The 21,002-nt window shown below is 68.7% G+C and carries 23 protein-coding genes and 1 tRNA gene; 9 read left to right on the top strand and 15 right to left on the bottom strand.

The window, feature by feature from the left end; all coding sequences use genetic code 11:
* Positions 1–12: 12 nt before the first annotated feature.
* The 7 genes from ACCO44_RS09965 to ACCO44_RS09935 are packed head-to-tail and all read right to left on the bottom strand — an operon-like array spanning position 13 to position 4,472.
* Complete coding sequence (locus ACCO44_RS09965) at positions 13–453, bottom strand: pilus assembly protein TadG-related protein (RefSeq protein ID WP_315985401.1); 441 nt, start codon at positions 451–453, stop codon at positions 13–15.
* Positions 450–884: a TadE family protein gene (locus ACCO44_RS09960; RefSeq protein WP_372466458.1), complete on the bottom strand. Its 435-nt coding sequence runs from the start codon at positions 882–884 to the stop codon at positions 450–452. Before ACCO44_RS09960 ends, ACCO44_RS09965 begins: the two co-directional genes overlap by 4 nt.
* Positions 874–1,275 carry a TadE/TadG family type IV pilus assembly protein gene (locus ACCO44_RS09955; protein ID WP_372466456.1) on the bottom strand — a complete coding sequence of 134 codons (402 nt, stop codon included), beginning with the start codon at positions 1,273–1,275 and terminating at the stop codon, positions 874–876. Before ACCO44_RS09955 ends, ACCO44_RS09960 begins: the two co-directional genes overlap by 11 nt.
* Before the next feature lies 1 nt (position 1,276).
* On the bottom strand, positions 1,277–1,507 hold the full coding sequence (locus tag ACCO44_RS09950; RefSeq protein WP_105710857.1) for a hypothetical protein: 231 nt from the start codon (positions 1,505–1,507) through the stop codon (positions 1,277–1,279).
* A 33-nt stretch (positions 1,508–1,540) separates the two neighbouring features.
* Positions 1,541–2,479 carry a type II secretion system F family protein gene (locus ACCO44_RS09945; RefSeq protein ID WP_029262507.1) on the bottom strand — a complete coding sequence of 313 codons (939 nt, stop codon included), beginning with the start codon at positions 2,477–2,479 and terminating at the stop codon, positions 1,541–1,543.
* On the bottom strand, positions 2,476–3,333 hold the full coding sequence (locus ACCO44_RS09940) for a type II secretion system F family protein (RefSeq protein WP_105710858.1): 858 nt from the start codon (positions 3,331–3,333) through the stop codon (positions 2,476–2,478). The genes ACCO44_RS09945 and ACCO44_RS09940 overlap by 4 nt, the downstream gene beginning before the upstream one ends.
* On the bottom strand, positions 3,330–4,472 hold the full coding sequence (locus tag ACCO44_RS09935) for a CpaF family protein (RefSeq protein ID WP_372466455.1): 1,143 nt from the start codon (positions 4,470–4,472) through the stop codon (positions 3,330–3,332). The genes ACCO44_RS09940 and ACCO44_RS09935 overlap by 4 nt, the downstream gene beginning before the upstream one ends.
* A gap of 189 nt (positions 4,473–4,661) precedes the next feature.
* On the opposite strand from ACCO44_RS09935, the gene ACCO44_RS09930 reads away from it, so the two are divergent.
* The 3 genes from ACCO44_RS09930 to ACCO44_RS09920 all read left to right on the top strand — a co-directional run bounded on the left by ACCO44_RS09930 (position 4,662) and on the right by ACCO44_RS09920 (position 5,920).
* The gene (locus ACCO44_RS09930) at positions 4,662–4,877 is read left to right on the top strand and encodes a hypothetical protein (protein ID WP_146114827.1); all 216 of its coding nucleotides are present in this window, start codon (positions 4,662–4,664) and stop codon (positions 4,875–4,877) included.
* Positions 4,878–4,962: 85 nt separating this feature from the next.
* Positions 4,963–5,044 (top strand) — tRNA-Leu (locus ACCO44_RS09925).
* Positions 5,045–5,140: 96 nt separating this feature from the next.
* Complete coding sequence (locus ACCO44_RS09920) at positions 5,141–5,920, top strand: DedA family protein (protein ID WP_372469395.1); 780 nt, start codon at positions 5,141–5,143, stop codon at positions 5,918–5,920.
* Positions 5,921–5,952: 32 nt separating this feature from the next.
* Here the strand turns inward: ACCO44_RS09920 and ACCO44_RS09915 are convergent, their stop codons facing one another.
* Positions 5,953–6,762 carry a Ku protein gene (locus ACCO44_RS09915; RefSeq protein ID WP_029262512.1) on the bottom strand — a complete coding sequence of 270 codons (810 nt, stop codon included), beginning with the start codon at positions 6,760–6,762 and terminating at the stop codon, positions 5,953–5,955.
* Between the two features lie 58 nt (positions 6,763–6,820).
* Here ACCO44_RS09915 and ligD point away from each other — a divergent pair, with 58 nt between their 5' ends.
* A complete protein-coding gene (ligD, locus tag ACCO44_RS09910; RefSeq protein WP_372466454.1) occupies positions 6,821–8,797 on the top strand; it encodes a non-homologous end-joining DNA ligase in 1,977 nt (658 codons plus the stop codon).
* A 22-nt stretch (positions 8,798–8,819) separates the two neighbouring features.
* Here ligD and ACCO44_RS09905 read toward each other — a convergent pair whose 3' ends face one another.
* From ACCO44_RS09905 to murI, 4 genes are all read right to left on the bottom strand, one after another.
* The gene (locus ACCO44_RS09905; protein ID WP_105710862.1) at positions 8,820–9,740 is read right to left on the bottom strand and encodes a cation diffusion facilitator family transporter; all 921 of its coding nucleotides are present in this window, start codon (positions 9,738–9,740) and stop codon (positions 8,820–8,822) included.
* A gap of 106 nt (positions 9,741–9,846) precedes the next feature.
* Positions 9,847–10,440 carry an RdgB/HAM1 family non-canonical purine NTP pyrophosphatase gene (rdgB, locus tag ACCO44_RS09900; protein WP_372466453.1) on the bottom strand — a complete coding sequence of 198 codons (594 nt, stop codon included), beginning with the start codon at positions 10,438–10,440 and terminating at the stop codon, positions 9,847–9,849.
* Between the two features lie 2 nt (positions 10,441–10,442).
* Positions 10,443–11,180, bottom strand: coding sequence for a ribonuclease PH (rph, locus tag ACCO44_RS09895; RefSeq protein ID WP_029262516.1), 738 nt, complete (start codon positions 11,178–11,180; stop codon positions 10,443–10,445).
* A 53-nt stretch (positions 11,181–11,233) separates the two neighbouring features.
* Positions 11,234–12,064: a glutamate racemase gene (gene murI / locus ACCO44_RS09890; RefSeq protein ID WP_029262517.1), complete on the bottom strand. Its 831-nt coding sequence runs from the start codon at positions 12,062–12,064 to the stop codon at positions 11,234–11,236.
* Positions 12,065–12,127: 63 nt separating this feature from the next.
* On the opposite strand from murI, the gene ACCO44_RS09885 reads away from it, so the two are divergent.
* Entirely contained in the window at positions 12,128–13,453 is a 1,326-nt protein-coding gene (locus ACCO44_RS09885; RefSeq protein ID WP_372466451.1) for a nicotinate phosphoribosyltransferase, read from the top strand.
* A 2-nt stretch (positions 13,454–13,455) separates the two neighbouring features.
* Here the strand turns inward: ACCO44_RS09885 and ACCO44_RS09880 are convergent, their stop codons facing one another.
* From ACCO44_RS09880 to ACCO44_RS09870, 3 genes are read right to left on the bottom strand one after another with little or no spacing between them, the layout of a single operon-like run.
* The gene (locus ACCO44_RS09880; RefSeq protein ID WP_026049764.1) at positions 13,456–13,722 is read right to left on the bottom strand and encodes a DUF3039 domain-containing protein; all 267 of its coding nucleotides are present in this window, start codon (positions 13,720–13,722) and stop codon (positions 13,456–13,458) included.
* Between the two features lie 40 nt (positions 13,723–13,762).
* On the bottom strand, positions 13,763–15,328 hold the full coding sequence (locus ACCO44_RS09875) for a hypothetical protein (protein ID WP_372466450.1): 1,566 nt from the start codon (positions 15,326–15,328) through the stop codon (positions 13,763–13,765).
* Complete coding sequence (locus ACCO44_RS09870) at positions 15,304–17,103, bottom strand: ATP-binding cassette domain-containing protein (protein WP_372466449.1); 1,800 nt, start codon at positions 17,101–17,103, stop codon at positions 15,304–15,306. The genes ACCO44_RS09875 and ACCO44_RS09870 overlap by 25 nt, the downstream gene beginning before the upstream one ends.
* Positions 17,104–17,350: 247 nt before the next feature.
* On the opposite strand from ACCO44_RS09870, the gene ACCO44_RS09865 reads away from it, so the two are divergent.
* The 4 genes from ACCO44_RS09865 to ACCO44_RS09850 all read left to right on the top strand — a co-directional run bounded on the left by ACCO44_RS09865 (position 17,351) and on the right by ACCO44_RS09850 (position 20,998).
* The gene (locus ACCO44_RS09865; RefSeq protein ID WP_029262521.1) at positions 17,351–18,043 is read left to right on the top strand and encodes an NTP transferase domain-containing protein; all 693 of its coding nucleotides are present in this window, start codon (positions 17,351–17,353) and stop codon (positions 18,041–18,043) included.
* A gap of 79 nt (positions 18,044–18,122) precedes the next feature.
* A complete protein-coding gene (locus tag ACCO44_RS09860) occupies positions 18,123–19,082 on the top strand; it encodes a hypothetical protein (protein ID WP_372466448.1) in 960 nt (319 codons plus the stop codon).
* 87 nt (positions 19,083–19,169) lie between these two features.
* Positions 19,170–20,759 (top strand): acyl-CoA carboxylase subunit beta, encoded by a 1,590-nt coding sequence (locus ACCO44_RS09855; RefSeq protein ID WP_372466447.1) that lies wholly within the window; start codon positions 19,170–19,172, stop codon positions 20,757–20,759.
* Positions 20,756–20,998 (top strand): acyl-CoA carboxylase epsilon subunit, encoded by a 243-nt coding sequence (locus tag ACCO44_RS09850; RefSeq protein ID WP_029262524.1) that lies wholly within the window; start codon positions 20,756–20,758, stop codon positions 20,996–20,998. Before ACCO44_RS09855 ends, ACCO44_RS09850 begins: the two co-directional genes overlap by 4 nt.
* The last annotated feature ends 4 nt before the right edge of the window (positions 20,999–21,002 follow it).

The raw sequence follows: 21,002 nt of genomic DNA, 5'->3' as shown, positions 1-21,002 counted from the left end.
CCGACTCGCTCGTCAACGCAGCGCGGTGCGACTGGTCGCCGTGGACTCCAGGCGGACGCCGTCGGGCACGAACGGGGACAACAGGGGCGGATGCCACGAGGCCGCCACGGTCACTCGCGCAGACACCCCGTCCGGAGTCCTGGCCGAGACGAGTGACGCCTCCCCCGGCAATGCACTCACCAACTCGGCCGCCTGCTCCGTCACCGCGGCATCCGTCAGCTCGGCCCGAACCGCACCATCGATCGCCTGCACGGTGAATCCGTCCGCCCCGGCGAGCGCGGCGGAGTCGGCGAGCGCGTCCAGTCGCTTCTGCGCGAGATAGAGATCGGTGGCGCAGACACACACGAAGATCACCACCAGGGTGAGGAGCACATAGCCGAGGATCAACGGAAGCGTGCTGCCGTCATCGCCCATGCCGGCCGCCCGCGCTCCGCGCATACTGCGGCCGCTCACTCCGAGCCCCACAGCCTCGACATCTTCTGCACGGATTGCGCCTGCACGGGCACCGCGGTGGATCGATCCAAGGCGAGGATCTCCGGCACCAGCGGGAGTCGCGCCCGCGTGGCGACGGTGACGATGATCGTCGCTCCGGCAGAAGGGCATTCGGTGCCCGTGGGGCGACAGGAGAGTGTGAGATCGACCGCGCCGGCATCGAGCCCGTACTCGTCGATCACCTGTGCGAGCACGACGTCGCCGCGTGCCGCGGCCGACGCGGCGTCGGGAGCCTGCGCGATGGCGCGGGCGATGTGGCGAGCGGCCGCCCCCGCTCCGAGAATCTGCTCCTGGATCGTTCCGAGTGCGACGACGAGGTAGATCATCGGCACCAGGAGGATCACGCCGACGGTGATGAACTCGAGCGCCGCGGAACCGGCGTCATCGATCACCGAACGCCTCCACCGGTGCATGCGCCTCCACCTCCATCGCGAAAGGTACGCCGATCAGTCCGAGCAGAGGGAAGGTCGAGCGCACTCGAACGTCGACGGTCTCCTGCCCTCGAGCGCCCGAGGAGCCGATCCGGACGTCTTCGGCATACGACGCACCGATCGCCCGGGTGATGACCACCTGGGTGCGCTCGATCCCCTCCTCCTGAGTCGTGTCGGCGAGGGCCGCGTGATACGCGCCCTCCACGGCCGCGTCGTGGACCACGTTGCGCACGTACACGGCGAGCGCGAGCTGGAGGACTCCGAGCGTCAGTGCGGTCAGGAGCGTGCCGACCAGGAGGAACTCGACAGGGCTGGATCCGCGTTCGTCGGCCAGTGCCCGCGCGACGCGCATGTCAGAGCCCGGAGACGCGCTGGATCGCCTGCTCGAACAGGGTGGTCAGCGCCGGACCGGCCACAGCCCAGATCAAGACGACCAATCCGGCGGTCATCAGCGTGACGAGCACCCAGCCGGGTACGTCTCCGGTCTCGTCGCGGGCGAACGCGTCGACGCGGCTCGCTGCAGAGCGCCACCAGCGTCGCCGGGTGCCCTGTCGGTGACGGGTGTCCAGTGAAGGTGCAAACATGGTCGTCCTTTCATGGCCGATCATCATGGCCGATCAGCCGATACCGAGTCGGAGGATGAAGAGTCCCGGGTAGACGGCGAACAGCACCGACAGCGGGAGGATGAGGAAGACGAGCGGCAGCAGCATCAGGATCTCCTTGCGCCCTGCCTGTTCGATGAGCGTTCGCTTCGCGTCTTCCCGTGCGTCTCCCGCCTGCGCATGCAGCACGGCGGCGAGCGGTGCCCCGTGCTCGAGGGCGGCGATCACCTGGTCGACGGCACGTGACAGCGCGGTCAGGTCGAGGCGTCTCGCCATCTCGGTCAGCGCATCGGCGAGCGGCGACCCGGTGCCGACCGCGACCACGACGCCACGGAGCTCGCCGGTCAGCTCGCCGGAGCCGACAGCGGCCACACGACGCAGAGCATCGAGGAACCCCTCGCCTGCCGACAGGCACAGGGCCAGGAACTCCAGGGTCGTCGGAAGCTCATCGGTGAGACGCACGCGGCGCGCCTTGGCCCGTGCCGACAGCTGCAGATCGTACGCGGTCGCGGCGGCGGCGCCGCACAGCAACGGCATGACGCCTGTGGGAACGGACAGCCGTCCGGTCAGGGCGAGCACGATCAGAACGACGGCGCCGGCCCCGATGCCGGCGAGCGCCCAGCCCAACTGCCTGCCACGGAACGTCGCCGGCTCCATCGAAACACCGGCCTGGGAGAGCCGCCGCCGAAGCACCTCTCCGCCTCCGAGTATGCGCTCGAACACGTCCCGCAGCCCGCCCCACAGAGTTCGGGCGTTCGCGGGCAGTGTGCCCGCGAGCGGGAGAACACCCCGTGGGAGGTCCTCATCCGGGACCACCTCTCGCACGTAGGGGCCGATCCGCACGCTCAGTGAAGCGGCCCGCCAGCGCGGGAGGCCGGCGAGGATGCTCAGCACCCCGACGGCGAAGCCGCCACCGACGAGAACGGCACAGGCGAGGGCCGAGAACCCGCTCACCCGAACCACCGCCGAGGTTCCGGGAGCCGCCCGATGCGGACCATGATCTGGAAGGCGATGACCGAGACCCCCGCACCGACGCAGATGACGATCACGCCTTCCGGTGTGCCGTACGCCGATGCCCCTTCCGGCCGCATGACGAGCAGGCTGAGGATGACCCACGGCGCGATCGCGCCGAGGACGGCTGCGCCACGAATCCACGACTGTCGCGCCTCGACCTCTCCGCGTAGCGCGGCATCCGCCCGCACGGAGGTGGAGAGCGCGCGGAGCACCCCGACCAGCTCGGTGCCGCCGACCTGACGCGCCATCCGCAGGGTCTCGACGATGCGATCGCCGATCGGGTCCGCCAACGACGTCTTCAGCCGATCGAGGCTCGTCTCGAATCGACCGCTCGACTGCAGGTCTTTGGCGAACACGCCGAACGCGGGCCGCAGCATCGTGGGCGCGGACTCGGCCAGGCTCGCCACGGCATCGGGGAGGGAGAGTCCGACGCGGATCGACGCGATCAGAAGGTCGCAGACGTCGGGCCACAGCTGCCGACGCAGCCGGCGCAGCCGCAGCCGCCTTCCGCGCAGGAACATGATCGGCGTCAAGGCTCCCGCCGACGCGGCGAGCAGCACGAGGATGGGGAGTCCGGTCAGCAGCCATGCGGTGGAGGCGGCGATGAGCCCGGCGGCCATGATCACGGCGATGAGCGCGCGCGCCGAGAGACTGTCGAACCCCGCCTCGGCGTTCAAACGGATCAGTCGCGCCTTGGGGGCCGTCGGGGCGGCGTCCGGTCTCGGTGGCCACAGCCACGGAGACGCGCACAGGAGCACTCCGGCCGCGAGGACCGCCCCGAGGAGGAACGTCACGACGCGACCTCGGCCTGATAGATCCGGGTGGTTCGGATGCGTCCGTCATCGACGTCGCCGGTGGGAGCGATGATCTCCTGCACCCGCCGTTCCCCGGCACGGTCGCGGACGCAGTGCACCACGAGATCGACCGACGCCGCGAGCGCAGGAGCGATGAATCCGCGATCGATGTTCCGGCCGGCCAGCAACGGCAGGATGCTCAGCTTCTCGAGCGCCTCCGTGGCGGAGCTCGCGTGTACGGTGCAGGCACCGGGGACGCCGGTGTTGAGCGCGAGCACCAGATCGAGCGCCTCGGCGTCGCGCACCTCACCGACCACCAGCCGATCCGGCCGCATGCGCAGCGCTTCTTTGACCAGACGGCGCAGGGTGATCTCGCCTGTGCCTTCCAGGCTGGCCTGACGCCCTTGGAGCGCGACGAGGTCGGGGCCGTCGACGGCCAGCTCGAAGGTCTCCTCGACCGTCACGATGCGCTGCGACCCGGCACACGAGTCCAGCAGCGCCCCGAGCACGGTCGTCTTGCCGGCATGCGTCGCTCCTGAGACGATCACACTGCGACCGTCGTGCATCGCGCCCCGCAAGGTCTCCGCGACGGTGGCGGGCATCATGCCCTGACGTGTCAATGCCTCGAGCGACCGGTACTTCGGCAGGAACTTGCGGATGTTGACGGCCCACGACCCTCGCACGACATCGGCGATGGCCACGTGCAGACGCGAGCCGTCGGGCAGCGACGCGTCAACGAACGGCTGACTGATGTCCACACGTCGTCCGGTGGACTGCAGCATCCGTTCGACGAGATCGCGCACCGCGATCTCGTCGAGTCGCAGCCGGGTCCGTTCCGCTACGCCCTCGCGAGCCACGTGCACGTGGCCGGAGCCGTTCAGCCAGATCTCCTCGACCACGGGATCGTCGAGCAGGGGCTGCAGCGCCCCGAATCCGCTAAGGGATGCCAGCACCTCGCGGACGCACGCCGCCTCGTCCTCGATCAGGGCCTCCCCCCGCGCGAGGGCGCGGTCGTCATGACGACGCACCTCCGCGTGAGTGATCCGCCACGCCGAGTCCGGATCGACGGTGGGATCGATCCCCTCGGATCGGAGACGCATCCGCACACGTTCGGCGACAAGGGCGGAAGGATGACTCACCCCGGCATCCTCGCAACAATCCGCCGGGCGGCTCCGAAGTTATCCACAGCCATCTTGGGGACCGCCGGGAGCGCCGCCTCAGCACGACCCTCACCACATCCGTCGCCGTCGCGCAAGGGAGCAGACACCGTGGCCGCACCCTGCTCGACTCGGCGATGCGTGACGTGATTTCAGCGAAAGGACACCGACATGACCGAGACCACTCCGTCCCCGTCGAACCCCGACGAGCCCTCTCCGCTCTTCCCCGATGAGCCGCTCGCCCCCAACCCGGAAGAGCCACTGGCCCCAAACCCCCAAGAGCCGCTGGCGCCGAACCCCCAGGAGCCGCTGGCGCCCAACCCCGAAGAACCTCTCGCGCCGAACCCGTCGGAGCCCGGCATCCCACCCTCGGCTCCTCACGCGTGAGGCGCGGCCCGTCGGTCGGCGGGGGCGAACTGCGGGCTGATCCCCAGACACGCGGTTTCAGCGGTCAGTAGACTGATTCCACCGCGCGGGAGTGGTGGAATTGGCAGACACGCAGGATTTAGGTTCCTGTGCCCCAGGGCGTGTGGGTTCAAGTCCCACCTTCCGCACGAGAGACGACGGCGGCCATCTCAGGCCGCCACGACATCGCTCTGTTCTACCGCCGACCAATCACGACCGACGGGACTCCCCCAGTGCTCGAAACCATGCTGCACGCGCCGACCGCTCTCATCCCCTGGCTCGACCCCGCCACGATCATCGGGACCGCCGGGCCGTGGGCACTGCTCGTCGTGTGCTTCATCGTCTTCGCGGAGACGGGTCTGCTCGTCGGATTCCTGCTCCCCGGCGACACCCTCCTCGTGATCGCAGGACTTCTCTCGCACCCGATCGCGGGCTCGGAGCACGGCGTCTTCGGCATCAGCGTCTGGTGGGTCGCCCTCCTCATCGGCCTCGCCGCGTTCGTCGGCGGAGAGGTCGGATACGTCATCGGCCACAAGGGCGGACCCGCGGTGTTCGAGCGCAAGGAGTCGGGCCTCTTCAGTAAGAAGAACGTCGAACGCACGAACGCCTTCTTCGAGCGCTTCGGCGGCATCACCGTGATCCTCGCGCGCTTCGTACCGATCGTGCGGACCTTCGCTCCCGTCGCCGCCGGCGTCGGCCACATGCCGTGGCGCAAGTACACGCTCTACAACCTGATCGGTGCGGTCCTGTGGGGATTCGGGCTCACGATGTTCGGCTACCTCATCGGGTTCATCCCGCCGGTCGCCGAGTTCGTCGAGAGCTACATCGACCTCATCCTCCTCGCCGCGGTCGGCGGCACCGCGCTCGTGACCCTCTGGCACTATCTCTCCGAGCGCCACAAGGCGAAGAAGGCTGCAGCGGCCGGTGAAGACGTCGTGACGGATGCCGAAGAGGCGCAGGAGCTTGTCCTGGACGCCGACGTGTTCGACCGCGCGCCCGACCTGGACGGCGACGGCAAGCACTGAGTTCCCGGCGCCGTCACCGCGGCGCCGACCTCTCAGCCCGCGTTCTTGGCGCGTTCCTCCTTGGTGCGCGCGACGCTGGCGCGGAGCGCCTCCATCAAGTCGATGACCTCGCCGCCCTCGGCTGCCTTCTCGGCTTCGCCGAAGGTCTCGGCCACATCGAACGTGTCGCCTGCCTCGATCTTCGCATCGATGAGGGTGCGCAGCTCCTTCTGGTACTCGTCCACGAACTCCTCGGGATCGAAATCGGCCGAGTAGCTGTCGACGAGCGATGCCGAGAGCTCGAGCTCCTTCTTCGAGATCCGCACGTCCTCGTCCAGCGCGGGGAACTCGGCTTCGCGCACCTCGTCGGCCCACAGGAGCGTCTGCAGCACGAGCACCTTGCCCCGCACGCGGAGCGCCGCCAGCCTCGTCTTCTGTCGTAGCGTGAACCGCACGATCGCGGTGCGGTCGGTCTGCTCCAGGGTCTTCCGCAGCAGAACGTACGCCTTGGGAGACTTCGAGTCGGGCTCGAGGTAGTACGGCTTGTCGAGCGTGAGCAGATCGACCTGGTCGGACGGGACGAACTCGACCACGTCGATCTCCCGGCTCTTCTCCGCAGGGAGGGCTGCGAGGTCGTCCTTGGTGAGCACGACGGTCTGCCCCTCCTCGACGTAGGCGCGGTCGATGTCGGCGTATGCCACCGTCTCACCGCACACCTCGCAGGTGCGCTGGTAGCGGATGCGCCCGCCGTCCTTCTCGTGCACCTGATGCAGCGGCACGTCGTGGTCCTCGGTCGCGGAGTACACCTTGACCGGCACGTTCACGAGGCCGAACGTCAGCGCGCCCTTCCAGATCGTTCTCATGTGACCAGTGAACACCAGCCGACACCGTCGCGGCCAGACCCTTGACTACGCTGGCTGCATGGTCGGACAGGGGCAGGTCGTGCAGGTCGGCGGCCGTCGTCTGCGCGTGACGAACCTCGACAAGGTCGTCTATCCCGAGACCGGCACCACCAAGGGCGAGGTCATCGCCTACTACAGCACCATCGCTCCTCTTCTGCTCCCCCTCCTGGACGGGCGACCGGTCACGCGCAAGCGCTGGGTGGAGGGCGTCGGGACGGAGGATGCTCCGGCCGATGCGTTCTTCACGAAACAGCTCGAACCCGGGGCACCCGAGTGGATTCCGCGGCAGGCGATCCAGCACTCCGACGGACCGAAAGAGTATCCGCTGGTCGAAGACGTGCCCACCCTGGTGTGGCTCGCCCAGGTCGCGGCGATCGAACTGCACGTGCCGCAATGGCGCTTCGCCCCGGACGGGCTGCCCGGTCGCCCCGATCGTCTCGTCCTCGATCTCGATCCCGGGCCCGGGGTGGGTCTTGCGCAGTGCGCCGAGGTCGCCCGGTTCGCCCGCGTCATCCTGACCGACATGGGACTCGATCCGTTCCCTGTGACGAGCGGGAGCAAGGGCATCCACCTCTACGCGGCTCTGCCGGGCGAGCAGACCAGCGACGAGATCTCCGCCGTCGTGAAGGAGCTCGCGCGCCTGATCGAGAACGATCACCCCGACCTCGCCACCAGCGTCATGTCGAAGGCGGTGCGCGGGGGGAAGGTCTTCCTCGACTGGAGCCAGAACAACGGCAAGAAGACGACCATCTCGCCCTACTCCCTTCGTGGTCGCGCACGCCCCTGGGTCGCCGCCCCTCGCACCTGGGAGGAGCTCGACGACCCCGCCCTGGCGCAGCTCGACTTCGAACAGGTTCTGGACAGGTCGGCTTCGGGCATGGATCCTCTCGCGAGCCTTCGACCCCTCGCCATCGAGTCGACGCCGACGCCGCCGCCCGCGGCGACGACATCGCCGCGTCGATCTTCGCGCCATCCGCGTAGCGGACCGATCCCGGCGACCGACAGCACCGCCGCCACGCTCGCACCGATGCTCGCGGAGAACGGCACGCCCGGAGTCGCGCGCGCGCTGAGCGACGCCTCTTGGGTCGAGGTGAAGTGGGACGGCATCCGCGCGATGGGCACGTGGGCGGACGGGCGGATGCTGCTGCACGCACGTCGCGGCACCGATATCACCGCCCGCTACCCCGAACTGACAGCGGATGGTGCGCCGTTCCTCCCTGTCACGGACGCCGTCGTGGACGGGGAGATCGTGGCGTTCGACGGCCACGGGCGACCGAGCTTCTCGCTGCTGCAGAACCGCATGCACCTCACGCGGCCGCGTGAGATCGAGCGTGAGGTCATCCGCACGCCGATCGTCTACATGCTGTTCGATCTGCTGCGCCTCGACGGTCATGACCTCACCGGAATGCCGCTGCGGGAAAGGCGCACACTGCTCGAAGACGTGATCGCCGACCTCGACGCTCCCGTCCAGCTCCCGCCGGTCTTCGACGACGTCGATGCTGCCCTGGCCGCGAGCCGGGAGTTCGGACTCGAGGGGGTCGTGGTCAAGGATCCGCAGTCCCGCTACCGCCCGGGGCAACGAAGCCCGTCCTGGCTGAAGCTCAAGCACACCCGGATGCAGGAGGCCGTGATCGTCGGCATCCGCCCGGGAAAAGGCGACAGGGAGAGCACCCTCGGCTCTCTGCTGCTGGCGGTGCCCGAACCGGCGCGCGGCGTCGATGGATCGATTCGGCTCCGCTACGTCGGCCGCGTGGGCTCCGGGTTCACCGACCGCATCCTGCGCGACCTTCTCACTCGCCTCGAACCTCTGCGCGTGAAGACCGTTCCCCTCGATGGTGTGCCGGCCCCCGATGCGTCCGATGCGCTCTGGGTGCGTCCTGAGCTCGTCGGCGAGGTGGAGTTCGCGAACTGGACCCCGGACGGAGTGCTCCGTCACGCACGGTGGCGCGGACTGCGCCCGGACAAAGAGCCGGACGACATCGTCGTGGAGGTCTGACCAACTCGCTCGTCACGGCGGCTCAGGCGTGATGCGGTTCGCAGTCGGACTGCTCGGCCGGCTCGATCTGGAACGTCGAGTGCGCGACATCGAAGTGATCGGCAAGACACGCCTGCATGTCGGAGAGCAGCTGCGTCGACCGTCCGTCGGCGAGCAACTGCGGATCGACGCTCACGTGGGCCGTGAAGACCGGGGCGCCTCGGGTCAGCTGCCAGACGTGGACGTCATGCACGCCGATGACACCCGCATAGCCGAGCAGGTGCGTCCGTATGTCGCTGACAGCGGTCCCCTTCGGCGCGGACTCGGCGAGGACCGAGAAGACCTCGCGCAGGAGCGTGATCGCCCGCGGGAGGATCATCGCGGCGATGAAGAGCGAGGCGATGGCGTCCGCCGGCATCCATCCGGTGAGGAGGATGACGATGGCCGCGACGATGACAGCCGCCGATCCGATCAGGTCGCCCATCACCTCGAGATATGCGCCGCGCACGTTGATGCTCGTCCGCTGCGCGCGGCTCAGCAGCCACATCGAGATGGCGTTCGCGAACAGGCCGACCACGGCGACGACCAGCATGAGCCCGCCGGCGACCTCGACCTCGCCCGGGTTCACGAGCCGCCCGATTCCCTCGACGGCGACCCAGGTCGCCAGGGCGATCAGGATCACGGCGTTGATCAGCGCCCCGAACACCTCGGCGCGCTGATAGCCGAAGGTGCGCCGGTCATCGGCCGGGCGTGCCGCCACCGTCGCCGCGATCAGCGCGATGACGAGGGCGGACGCATCCGTGAACATGTGGGCGGCGTCCGCGAGGAGCGCGAGCGATCCGGTCAGGATCGCACCGACGACCTGCACGACCATCACGGTCGCGGTGAGCGACAACGAGATCGCCAGCAGGCGTCGACTACTGGCTGAACGAATGCCGCCGGCAGCGGGTGCGTGATCGTGCATGCCCCCAGGCTAGACCGGGAAACCGGGCCGGAAGCCCGGTTCCGACTAGTCGGGAAGGGTAACGATTCTCACCGTCATCTGCGGTTCACTGAAGGACCGTGCGACGTCAGAGCGCGCCGAGCAGCGGCAGCAGTTCGGCGAAAGCGCGGGCCCGATGCGACTGCGACTGCTTCTCGTCCGCGGAGAAGCCACCCACGGTCCGCTCCTGCCCTTCCGGCTGCCCGTCCGGGATGAAGATCGGGTCGTATCCGAAGCCGCCGTCGCCCGACGACGCGTGCGCGAGGCGCCCAGGCCAGCGCCCCTCCACGACATGCTCGCGTCCATCCGGCAGAACCAGAGCGATCGTCGAGGTGAAGTGCGCGGCCCGGTGCGGGTCAGCGATATCGCGCAGCTGATCGAGCAGAAGCTCGAGGTTCGCCGCGGCATCCTTCTTCTGTCCTGCCCAGTAGGCGGAGAAGACTCCGGGAGAGCCGCCGAGCACGTCGACGCAGATCCCGGAGTCGTCAGCCAGGGCCGCGAGTCCGGTGTGCGCGGACGCCGCCCGCGCCTTGATCAGCGCGTTCTCGGCGAAGGTGACTCCGTCTTCGACCGGTTCGGGTCCGTCGTAGCCGACGACCTCGAGGTCAGGACGCGCCTGCGCCACGATCTGCTGGAACTCCGCGACCTTGTGGGCGTTGTGGGTCGCGAGGACGACCTGCATCGTCACTCCCCCGCCAGCGCGGCGAGCTGCTTGCCCTTCAGATCCTCACAGCCGGCCACGCCGAGCTCGAGCAGCGCATCGAGTTCGCGCTTGTCGAACGGCGCTCCCTCGGCGGTGCCCTGCACCTCGACGAAGAGCCCGCGCCCGGTGACCACGACGTTCATGTCGGTCTCGGCGCGGACATCCTCGGTGTATGCCAGATCGAGCATGGGCTCGCCATCGATGATCCCCACCGACACGGCGGCCACGGAGTCGAGCAGCGGCGTGGAGTTCTTGCCGATGAACTTCTTCTCCCGACCCCACTCGATCGCGTCGGCCAGCGCTACGTACGCGCCCGTGATGGCTGCGGTGCGCGTGCCACCGTCTGCCTGCAGCACATCGCAGTCGATCACGATCGTGTTCTCACCGAGTGCCTTGGTGTCGACGACGGCGCGCAGCGCGCGGCCGATGAGGCGGGAGATCTCGTGTGTGCGACCGCCGATACGCCCCTTGACGCTCTCGCGGTCGTTGCGGCTGTTCGTCGCACGCGGGAGCATCGAGTACTCGGCCGTCACCCATCCCTTGCCCTTCCCGGTCAGCCAGCGCGGGACGCCGTTGGTGAAGGAGGCGGTGCACAGCACCTTCGTGCCGCCGAAGCTGATCAGGGCGGACCCCTCGGCGTGCGCGCTCCAGTTGCGCTCGATGGTGATCTCTCGCAGCTGGTCGGTGGAACGGCCGTCGACGCGGACGATTTCGGTCATGTGCTTCTCTCGGTCGGGGTGGACGAATCGAGTCAGGACGATTCGAGGAGGCCTTACTCGAAGGCGATGCGGGGAAGGGGGATCACGCCGGTCTGCACGAGCTGCACGTCGCGGACCTCACGACCCATGAGCCGGTTGGCCAATGCCGTGAATTCATCGGCCGAGGCTCCGGTGGCCTCGTAGACGTAGGTCGCCGTCGCGTCGGGCGACGCCAGGAGGTCGCCTCTGACCAGCTGGCGGTACACGTCGCCTGCGGTCTCGTCGTCGCTGGAGACGAGGGTGACGCCCTCTCCCATGACATAGCTGATGGCACCGCGGAGGAACGGATAGTGCGTGCACCCGAGCACGAGCGTGTCCACGTCCGCGTTCCGCAACGGGGCGAGGTACTCCTCGGCGACCGCGAGGACCTCGGGCGTACCCGTGATCCCCGCTTCGACGAACTCGACGAACCGCGGACAGGCCGCCGTGAAGACCCGCAGTCTCTCGTTCACCTCGAGCATGTCCTGGTAGGCCCGGGATCCGATGGTGCCCACCGTGCCGATGACGCCGACCCGCCCGTTGCGCGTCGTGGAGACGGCTCGGCGCACGGCGGGGCCGATGACCTCGACGACGGGGATGTCGTATCGCTCGCGCGCGTCACGGAGCATCGCCGCCGACGCCGTGTTGCACGCGATCACGAGCATCTTCACACCCTGGTCGACAAGTGTGTCGAGTACCTCGAGCGAGTAGCGGCGGACGTCGGCGATCGGCTTGGGGCCGTACGGGGAGTGCGCGGTGTCGCCGATGTAGACGAAGGACTCTCGGGGCAGCTGGGCGCGGATGGCCCGCGCCACCGTGAGCCCGCCGACACCGGAGTCGAAGATCCCGATCGGCGCGTCGTTCATGACTCCCCAGCCTACCCGCGCGCGGCCCGACGCGCGCATCAGCACGCTCAGTAAGCTGAGCGCATGACCACGTCGACGGCGCTGCTCACCGACCGCTACGAGCTGACGATGCTCGCCGCTTCCCTCCGGGACGGGACGGCCTTCCGTCCCAGCGTCTTCGAACTGTTCTCCCGCCGCTTGTCCGGCGGTCGCCGGTTCGGCGTGGTGGCCGGCACCGGTCGCCTTCTCGGGCTGCTGCGCGAGTTCCGCTTCGGTGAGGAGGAGCTGCGCTTCCTGCGTGACGCGCAGGTCGTGGACGCCGAGTCGCTGAAGTACCTCGAGGACTACCGGTTCACCGGATCGATCCGCGGTTACCGCGAGGGTGAACTGTACTTCCCCGGCTCCCCCATCCTCACCGTCGAGGGGACGTTCGCCGACGCGGTGGTCCTGGAGACGCTGGCGCTCAGCGTGCTCAACCACGACTCAGCAGTCGCGACCGCCGCCGCGCGGATGAGCATCGCGGCGGGCGAGCGTCCGCTGGCGGAGATGGGTTCGCGACGTGCGGCCGAACGCTCAGCAGTGGCCGCAGCCCGCGCCGCCTACATCGCGGGGTTCGGCGCGACGAGCAACCTCGAAGCCGGGCGGAGCTGGGGCATTCCCACGATGGGCACGGCCGCCCACTCGTGGACGCTGCTGCACGACACCGAGGAGGAGGCGTTCCGCGCCCAGGTGGCGAGCATGGGCGCCGACACCACGCTGCTCGTCGACACGTACGACATCCGCACCGGCGTCGAGACGGCGATCCGCGTCGCCGGCCCCCGTCTCGGCGGTGTGCGCATCGACTCCGGCGACCTTCCGATCGTCGCCGCGGATGTGCGCGCACAGCTCGACGAGCTCGGTGCCGCCCACACACGCATCACCGTGACCAGCGACCTCGACGAGTACGCCATCGCGGCTCTCGCCGCATCACCGGTCGATGCCTACGGTGTCGGCACATCCGTGGTCACCGGCTCCGGATACCCCACGGCGAGCATGGTCTACAAGCTCGTCGCACGGCAGGATGCCGACGGGTCGTGGATCGGGGTGGCGAAGGCGTCTGCCGACAAGGCCTCGTACGGCGGCCGCAAGGCGGCGTTCCGCACCGTGGTCGACGGCGTCGCGACCGCAGAGACCGTCGTCGTCTCCGACGGCTTCGAGGAACTGGACACGCCCGACGAGCACCCCGACGGCCGTGCGCTTCAGGTGACCTTCGTCGAGGCCGGCGACATCGACACCGCCCACGAGGGCGCGGAGGGGACGGCGGCCGCGCGAGCGCACCACCTGCGCGTGCGCGAGGAACTGCCGGTGCGCGCTCTCGCGCTCAGCAAGTCCGACCCGGCGATTCCCACCGTGTACGTCGAAGCCGACTGACGTCAGCCGATCATCGACTCGTAGATCTCCTTGCACGTGGGGCAGATCGGGAACTTCTCCGGGTCGCGACCCGGCGTCCACTTCTTGCCGCACAGTGCCCGCACCGGTTTCCCGGTGATCGCGGACTCGAGGATCTTGTCCTTCTTCACGTAGTGCGAGAAGCGCTCGTGGTCGCCCGGCTCGAGATTCTCCTCGCGGAGAAGCTCTTCCAGTTCGCGATCAAGCGTTGCCACGCCGCCCTGATCGGGGCTGTCCAGCGGAGTACTCATCCCGAGAGTCTAGCGGCGTCGAAGACGCCGCGGGCGGTCGTCACGCGGTCTCGACGAACTCCATCAGCCTCTCGCCGCTGCGCTCGAAGATGCGGCCGCCGATGACCGCTCCCGCTGCCAGCACGGTGAGCCCGACGAGGAGCCCGACCCAGAACGTCGCCGGCGCATAGGCCGACCCCTCGAGGACCGTGGCCGCGAACAGCCAGGCGGTCGGGATGCTGACCACGATCGCTCCGAGGAAAGCGGCCGCCGGGCCGCACGTGCCTCGCGAGCTGGGCCGCTGCGGCTGCTGGAAAGGGCTGTCACCGGGCCGGGAGACCGCGTACGGGGCCACGACCGAGACGATGCTCGAGATGCCGAGCGCCGAGAACAGCAGACTCGCCGCAAGCCCCCCGAGCGGCAGCAGGAGGCTCCAGTCGCCGATGAAGAGGAGCGACAGCGGCGTGGCGATCGCGAGGACGGGAACAGCCACCAGCAGAACCGGAACCAGGCGACCGAGGCGATCGGGAAGCCCGCGCACCCCGCTCGCCACGTGGGTCCACAGAGCCGTCGAGTCGTAGGCGACGTCGTTGTGCGGCAGCCAGCCGAAGAAGAGCGCCATCACCGGGACGGGCACCAGGGCGGCGACCTCGACGGGCACGCCCGCGACGATGAGAGGAAGCACCGTCAGCACCCCGGCGACCGGCACGACGATGATGTTCATGATGTACCGGCGATCCCGGAGCCAGTACACGAGACTGCGGGCGGCGATCGCGCCGAACGCGTTGGACGGCAGGAGACCGAACCAACCGAGCCCGGTGCGCTCTCGCGAGGTGACGGGGCGCTCGGTCGTCGTGAGCAGGCGACGCACGAGCCACGACCAGGCGACCCACAGGAGGCCGACGGTGAGGACCGCCACGATGCCGCTCACCCACGCCGATGCCGTCCCTCCTGCAGCGGACGAGAAGAGGAAGGCAGGCGCCGCGGCGAACGGACTGAACCCGAGCACCGTCGACAGCGTCGCCAGAGAGTCGGGGACGAGACCGTCCCAGCGCAGGGACCCGAGGAACACCGCGACGGGGAACGCGATCACCAGCAGCGCGAGCGCGAACAGCGCGGTGAGCTCGCGCGAGCGACGCTCGGGGAGCAGCAGGGCGTTGACCGCCATACCGATCCGGGAGACGAGCACGGTCGTCACGACGCCGAGGAGCGTCATCAGGATGGCGAGCGGCCACGGCGTTCCCGCCTGGACCGCGACGATGCAGACGCTGATGTAGACGGCGAGCAGCGCCAGGCTGGGCACACTGACGAAGGCCGCCAGCGTGAGCACCCAGGGCATCTGGCGTTCGTCCACGCCGAAGACCGCGAACCGACGGGGATCCAGCTGGTCGACCGCGCCGACGAGGATCGGGCCCACGAGGAAGCCGACGAGCAGGGCGGCCCCGCCGAGCACCGTGACCGCGCGGGCGACGGGAACAGGAGCATCGGCAAGGCTGAAGATCGCGAGGCAGACGATGACCGTGACGGCGACGACCGCTGCGAGCATCACGAGCATCCGAACCCGACGATCGCTGCGCAGCGCCCCGAAGAGGAGCGCGACTCTCAGTCGGAGAACGTGTGCAGCCACTCGAGCCCCTCCACCTCTCCACTGGATCCGGCGAGCTCTACGAAGCGCGCTTCGAGGGTCTGACCTGCGCGCACCTCGTCGATCGTTCCTTCTGCGAGCACCTCACCGTTGACGATGATGGCCACACGCGAGCAGACGCGCTCGACCAGGTCCATGCCGTGGCTGGAGAGGATGACGGTGCCGCCGTGTGAGACGTAGGCGCGCAGGATGTCGAGGATGACCGCGGACGAGACCGGATCGACCGATTCGAACGGCTCGTCGAGCACGAGGACGCGCGGCGAATGGATCATGGCCCCCGCGAGCATGATCTTCTTCGTCATGCCAGCCGAATAGTCCGAGACCACTCGGCTGAGCGCGTCGCCGAGATCGAAGGCACGAGCGAGGTCAGCCGCACGCTTCTCGATGACATCGGCCGTGAGCCCGCGCAGAAGCCCGTAGTAGTAGAGGAGCTGGCGGCCGGTGAGCCGGTCGAACGTGCGCAGCCGGTCGGGCAGCACGCCCATCATTCGCTTCGCCGCCTGCGGCTGCACCGCCTGATCGATTCCGCAGATCACGACGCTGCCCTCATCGGCGCGCAGCAGACCGGCGACGATGGAGAGCGTGGTGGTCTTACCGGCGCCATTGGGGCCGACGACGCCGTAGAACGACCCGGCCGGGACTGTCAGGTCGATTCCGGCGACGGCACGATTGTCGCCGAACTGCTTCACGAGACCGCGGATGCTGATCGCCTCGCCGTCGGACGTGCTGTCGGCTGCGCCGACCGCGTCGGAGGCCGCGTCGTCGGAGTCGACCACGGCTTCGACGACCTCGACCGACGTCGCTTCGCGCTCCGACTCGACCTCGACCTCGACCTCGGTCGGTACAGCGACGTCGTCTGCCGCCGTCACCGCGGGTGCCTCTACCTCACCGCGCACCGGTTCCTCGGATGCGGGGGCGGGTTCGATCGCCGAAGCGGACTCGACGGGAGCCGTCTGGTCGCCAGCCGGCGCCGGCTCGACGACGGGCGTTGCGGTGGCGGCAACCGTCTCGGCCTCCGCGGCGGCAGCGGCAGCCTTCTCCGCGGCAGCCTTCGCCGCCGCCGTCTTCGCTGCCGCCGTCTTCGCTGCCGCCGTCTTCGCGGTCGTCGACCGGGCCGTGGTCTTCGCGGCCGCAGTCTTGGCCGCCGCCGTCTTCGCTGCGGCGGTCTTGGCTGCGGCGGTCTTCGCTGCGGCGGTCTTCGCTGCCGCGGACTTCGCCGATGCCGTCGTCCCCGCGGCGGGCTTCGTCGCCGCGGCACGTGCGGCCGTGTTCTTCGCCGCGGCCGTGCGGGCCGTCGCAGACGTGCGCTTCGGAGCGGCGTTCGACGCGGATCGATCGAGCATGGCGTTCTTCAGAGGCTCCACGACGACCTCAGCGGTCGGTGCCGCCTGCTCTGCAGCCGATCTCGCCGTCGTCGTGGCGGCGGGCCTCTTGGCAGGAGCCATCTTCGAGGCGGCAGGTTTCGCCGGAGCGCGATTCCCGGCGGGCTTCTTCGCGGCAGTGGTCTTCGCGGCGGTCGATTTGGAAGCAGTCGACTTCGCAGCAGCGGTCTTCGCAGCGGTCGACTTCGCAGCAGCGGTCTTCGCAGCGGTCGACTTCGCAGCAGCGGTCTTCGCAGCCGTCGACTTCGCAGCAGCGGTCTTCGCGGGCGTCGTTTTCGCGGCAGTCGTCTTCGCCACAGGCTTCGTCGATGCCTTCGGCGGCGCGGTCTCGGTCTCGTCCACCTGGGCGGCGCGGTCGTCAGGGGAGGAAGTCACCGTCCTACGGTATCAATGGGGAGCCGCATGCCAAGGCCGCCGCGCAACATTCACCGACGAACCCTCAGATCCGACACAATGGGCCCGGAGGGCGAGCCTGTGCGTCCGGTGTGTACTCGATCACGAAATGACAACGGGAGGCTCCCCGACCCGGGGCTTCCCAGGCTGCCTCGCTACCATGAACTCGGCACGACGAAGTGTCTGGTCGGTGAATCGACCGTGAACACAACTTCCTTTAGGAGCACTCGTGACTCTTCAGACCGTCATCCTCGCCGCCGGCATGGGCTCGCGCCTCGGCCGAGCGCTGCCGAAGCCGCTCACCGAACTGAGCGACGGCCGCACGATCATGGGCCAGCAGCACGACAACATCCGCGCCGCCTTCGGTTCGGACGCGCGCATCACCACAGTGGTCGGCTATCGCGCCGAGACCATCATCGACGCCTTCCCCGCCGTCAACTACGTCCACAACGAGCGCTACGACGAGACCAATACGTCGAAGAGCCTGCTGCGCGCCCTCGGCGCGACCGGCAAGGGTGGCGTGCTGTGGATGAACGGCGACGTGGTGTTCGACCCGATGATCCTCGGTCGTGCCGCCGCCTTCATCGAGCGCGATCAGTCGTTCGTCACCGTCAACACCTCCAAGGTCAGCGACGAAGAGGTGAAGTACACGGTCACCGCCGAGGGCTTCATCAACGAGCTGTCCAAGACCGTCAAGGGCGGTCTGGGTGAGGCCGTGGGCATCAACTACATCTCCTCCGCGCACAAGAAGGCGTTCATGCGCCAGCTGCAGCGCGTCGAGGATCAGGACTACTTCGAGCGCGGTCTCGAGCTGGCCATCGCCGAGGACGGTCTCCTCCTCGAGCCGATGGACGTCTCTGACCTGTACGCGGTCGAGGTCGACTTCGCAGAAGACCTCGAGCGGGCGAACCTCTTCGTCTGACCCGATTCCCGAAAGCCCGGCCCCCGTCGTGGGGACGGGCTTTCGGCGTTTTCGCGGGCTGACTCCCTAGGATCGCCGCATGACCCCCAAGGTGCACAAGATCCACTCCCTGCCGGACGATGCTCCGTGGGACAAGGGCGTGCCTCCCGCCGGATCCCCGGAGCATCCGATGATGGTGCGGGGGCTCGACCGCGTGCTGTCGATCCAGCGCCCGCTCGTGCTCGCGCACATCCGCGGCATCCGCCTGCGCAACCCGCACGCGACGCCCGCCGAGATCATCCGCATCCTCGAGCGACGCTACCTCGCTGCCGTGACCACGGGCGGGGCGGCAGTGGGAGCGACCGCGGTCGTCCCCGGCATCGGCACCGGCGTGACCCTGGCACTCTCGGGCGTCGAGACCGTGGGTTTCGTGGAGTCGACGGCGCTCTTCGCGCAGTCGGTCGCCGAGGTGCACGGCATCGCGGTCGCCAACCCCGATCGCGCACGCGCTCTCGTGATGACCCTGATGCTGGGCAAGGAGGGCGTCGACCTGGTCGGGCAACTGGCGGGGCAGATGGCCGGGCGCGGCGGGAGCAGATCGTCGTACTGGGGCGAGCTGGTCACGAAGTCGCTGCCCCGCGCCGCCGTCGGCCCCCTGGTCGACCAGCTCAAGAGCATGTTCGTGAAGCAGTTCGCCGCGAAGGGCGGAGCGTCGATCATCGGCAAAGCGTTGCCGTTCGGCATCGGGGCGGCGATCGGCGGGGCCGGAAACCACATCCTCGGTCGTCGCGTGCTCACCACATCGCATCGGGCGTTCGGTGCAGCTCCGATCGATCTCCCGTTCGAGCTGGAGCCCGTTCCCGGCGCCGAGAAGGTCGAACTGCGCGTGCTGCGCGGCGCCCGGTACGCCGGCACGGCGGTGGCCGGTGCTGCCGGGACGACAGTCCGCGGTGTCGAGTGGGTCGGTCGCAAAGCGCTCTCCCTCGGCCGCTCGCCCAAAAACGATCCGGCACTGGAGGAGACCGACCACGAGCAGGAACCGGACCCCGGCGGGCATTGAGCTCGCGCGTTCATCGCCAAAGGATCGACCGACCCGTTGTGCCGAGCATCCAACGGAGCGCGTCGCCCCGACGCTAGGGTGGAATCCGTGACGGACAAGCCCGACCTCTTTACCACCGCCGGCAAGATCGCGGATCTGCGCGCTCGCTACACGGAAGCCGTCGTCGACGCGGAAGCGAAGGCGAAGGAGAAGCAGCACGCCAAGGGCAAGATGACCGCCCGCGAGCGCATCGAACTGCTCGTCGACCCCGGGAGCTTCGTCGAATTCGACGAGTATGTGCGCCACCGCACGACCGCGTTCGGCATGGACCGCTCCCGTCCCTACGGCGACTCCGTCGTCACCGGCGTCGGCACGATCAACGGACGCACCGTCGCGGTGTACTCCCAGGACTTCTCGACATTCGGCGGATCGCTCGGCGAGGTCGCCGGCGAGAAGATCATCAAGATCATGGAGTTCGCGCTCTCCGGAGGCATGCCGTGCATCGGCATCCTCGATTCGGGCGGCGCACGCATCCAGGAGGGTGTCGTCGCGCTCGGCAAGTACGGCGAGATCTTCCGCCTGAACACCCGCGCTTCCGGAGTCATCCCGCAGATCTCCATCATCATGGGCCCGGCCGCCGGAGGAGCTGTGTACTCGCCGGCACTCACCGACTTCGTCATCATGGTCGACAAGACCAGCCAGATGTTCGTCACCGGACCCGACGTGATCAAGACCGTCACCGGCGAGGACGTGGGTATGGAGGAGCTCGGCGGCGCGTACACGCACAACACCCGCTCCGGCGTCTCGCACTATCTCGCCGAGGATGAGGACGATGCGATCGACTACGCGCGCACGCTCCTCAGCTTCCTCCCCGACAACAACATGGCGGAGCTGCCCTCGTACGAGAGCACCTTCGAATTCGAGACCACCGACGCCGACCGCACGCTGAACACGATCGTGCCGGACTCGACGAACCAGCCCTACGACATCCACACGGTGATCGAGCACATCGTCGACGAAGGCGACTTCCTCGAGGTGCAGCCGCTGTTCGCCCCGAACATCGTGATCGGCTTCGGCCGCATCGAGGGACGTTCGGTCGGCATCATCGCCAACCAGCCGTCGCAGATGGCCGGAACGCTCAACATCGAGGCCGGAGAGAAGGCCAGCCGGTTCGTGCGCTTCTGTGATGCGTTCTCGATCCCGATCGTCACCCTCGTCGATGTGCCCGGCTACCTGCCGGGCACCGACCAGGAATGGGAAGGCGTCATCCGGCGCGGTGCGAAGCTCCTCTACGCGTACGCCGAGGCCACCGTGCCGCTGGTCACCGTCATCCTGCGCAAGGCCTACGGCGGCGCCTACATCGTGATGGGGTCCAAGCAGCTCGGCGCCGACGTGAACCTCGCCTGGCCCACCGCCGAGATCGCGGTCATGGGCGGCCAGGGTGCCGTCAACATCCTGTACCGCGGTGAGATCAAGAGGGCGGAGGAGGCCGGCGAAGACGTCGCCGCCGTGCGCACCCGCCTCGCGAACGAGTACACCTACGACGTGGCGTCGCCGTTCCTCGCGGCGGAGCGCGGCGAGCTCGACGGCATCATCGAGCCCGCGAACACCCGCGTCTCGATCGCGAAGGCGCTGCGTGCTCTGCGCGGCAAGCGTGCGGAGCTGCCGCCGAAGAAGCACGGGAACATCCCGCTGTGACCGCGCACGACACGCAGGACGCAGCATCAGGGGACGTCGCGCCGATGCTCGAGATCACCCGTGGAGCCGCCACCGAAGAGGAACTCGCCGCACTCATCGCGGTGATCAGCGAGGCGTACGCCGCCGAGGCGGCGGACGCCGTCGTCGAGGAGCCGTCGGTCTCGGCCTGGACCCGCACGCAGCGCCCGCTCCGTCGTCCGCTGCGTCGAGACATCCCCTGGGGACGATTCTCCGGCTGATCGG

The sequence above is a fragment of the Microbacterium maritypicum genome (assembly GCF_041529975.1).
Classification (GTDB): domain Bacteria; phylum Actinomycetota; class Actinomycetes; order Actinomycetales; family Microbacteriaceae; genus Microbacterium.
The sequence above is the reverse complement of the archived record's forward strand: the minus strand, read 5'-3'. Positions and strand labels throughout refer to the sequence as shown.

What these genes read in the sequence shown, in the direction of transcription:
- ligD (WP_372466454.1), top strand. Translation starts at nt 6,821, where the DNA reads ATGGTCGGACAGGGGCAGGTCGTGCAGGTCGGCGGCCGTCGTCTGCGC.
- ACCO44_RS09860 (WP_372466448.1), top strand. Translation starts at nt 18,123, where the DNA reads ATGACCCCCAAGGTGCACAAGATCCACTCCCTGCCGGACGATGCTCCG.
- ACCO44_RS09950 (WP_105710857.1), bottom strand. Translation starts at nt 1,507, where the DNA reads ATGTTTGCACCTTCACTGGACACCCGTCACCGACAGGGCACCCGGCGA.
- murI (WP_029262517.1), bottom strand. Translation starts at nt 12,064, where the DNA reads ATGAACGACGCGCCGATCGGGATCTTCGACTCCGGTGTCGGCGGGCTC.
- ACCO44_RS09880 (WP_026049764.1), bottom strand. Translation starts at nt 13,722, where the DNA reads ATGAGTACTCCGCTGGACAGCCCCGATCAGGGCGGCGTGGCAACGCTT.
- ACCO44_RS09920 (WP_372469395.1), top strand. Translation starts at nt 5,141, where the DNA reads ATGCTGCACGCGCCGACCGCTCTCATCCCCTGGCTCGACCCCGCCACG.
- ACCO44_RS09915 (WP_029262512.1), bottom strand. Translation starts at nt 6,762, where the DNA reads ATGAGAACGATCTGGAAGGGCGCGCTGACGTTCGGCCTCGTGAACGTG.
- ACCO44_RS09885 (WP_372466451.1), top strand. Translation starts at nt 12,128, where the DNA reads ATGACCACGTCGACGGCGCTGCTCACCGACCGCTACGAGCTGACGATG.
- ACCO44_RS09930 (WP_146114827.1), top strand. Translation starts at nt 4,662, where the DNA reads ATGACCGAGACCACTCCGTCCCCGTCGAACCCCGACGAGCCCTCTCCG.
- rdgB (WP_372466453.1), bottom strand. Translation starts at nt 10,440, where the DNA reads ATGCAGGTCGTCCTCGCGACCCACAACGCCCACAAGGTCGCGGAGTTC.
- ACCO44_RS09955 (WP_372466456.1), bottom strand. Translation starts at nt 1,275, where the DNA reads ATGCGCGTCGCGCGGGCACTGGCCGACGAACGCGGATCCAGCCCTGTC.
- rph (WP_029262516.1), bottom strand. Translation starts at nt 11,180, where the DNA reads ATGACCGAAATCGTCCGCGTCGACGGCCGTTCCACCGACCAGCTGCGA.
- ACCO44_RS09905 (WP_105710862.1), bottom strand. Translation starts at nt 9,740, where the DNA reads ATGCACGATCACGCACCCGCTGCCGGCGGCATTCGTTCAGCCAGTAGT.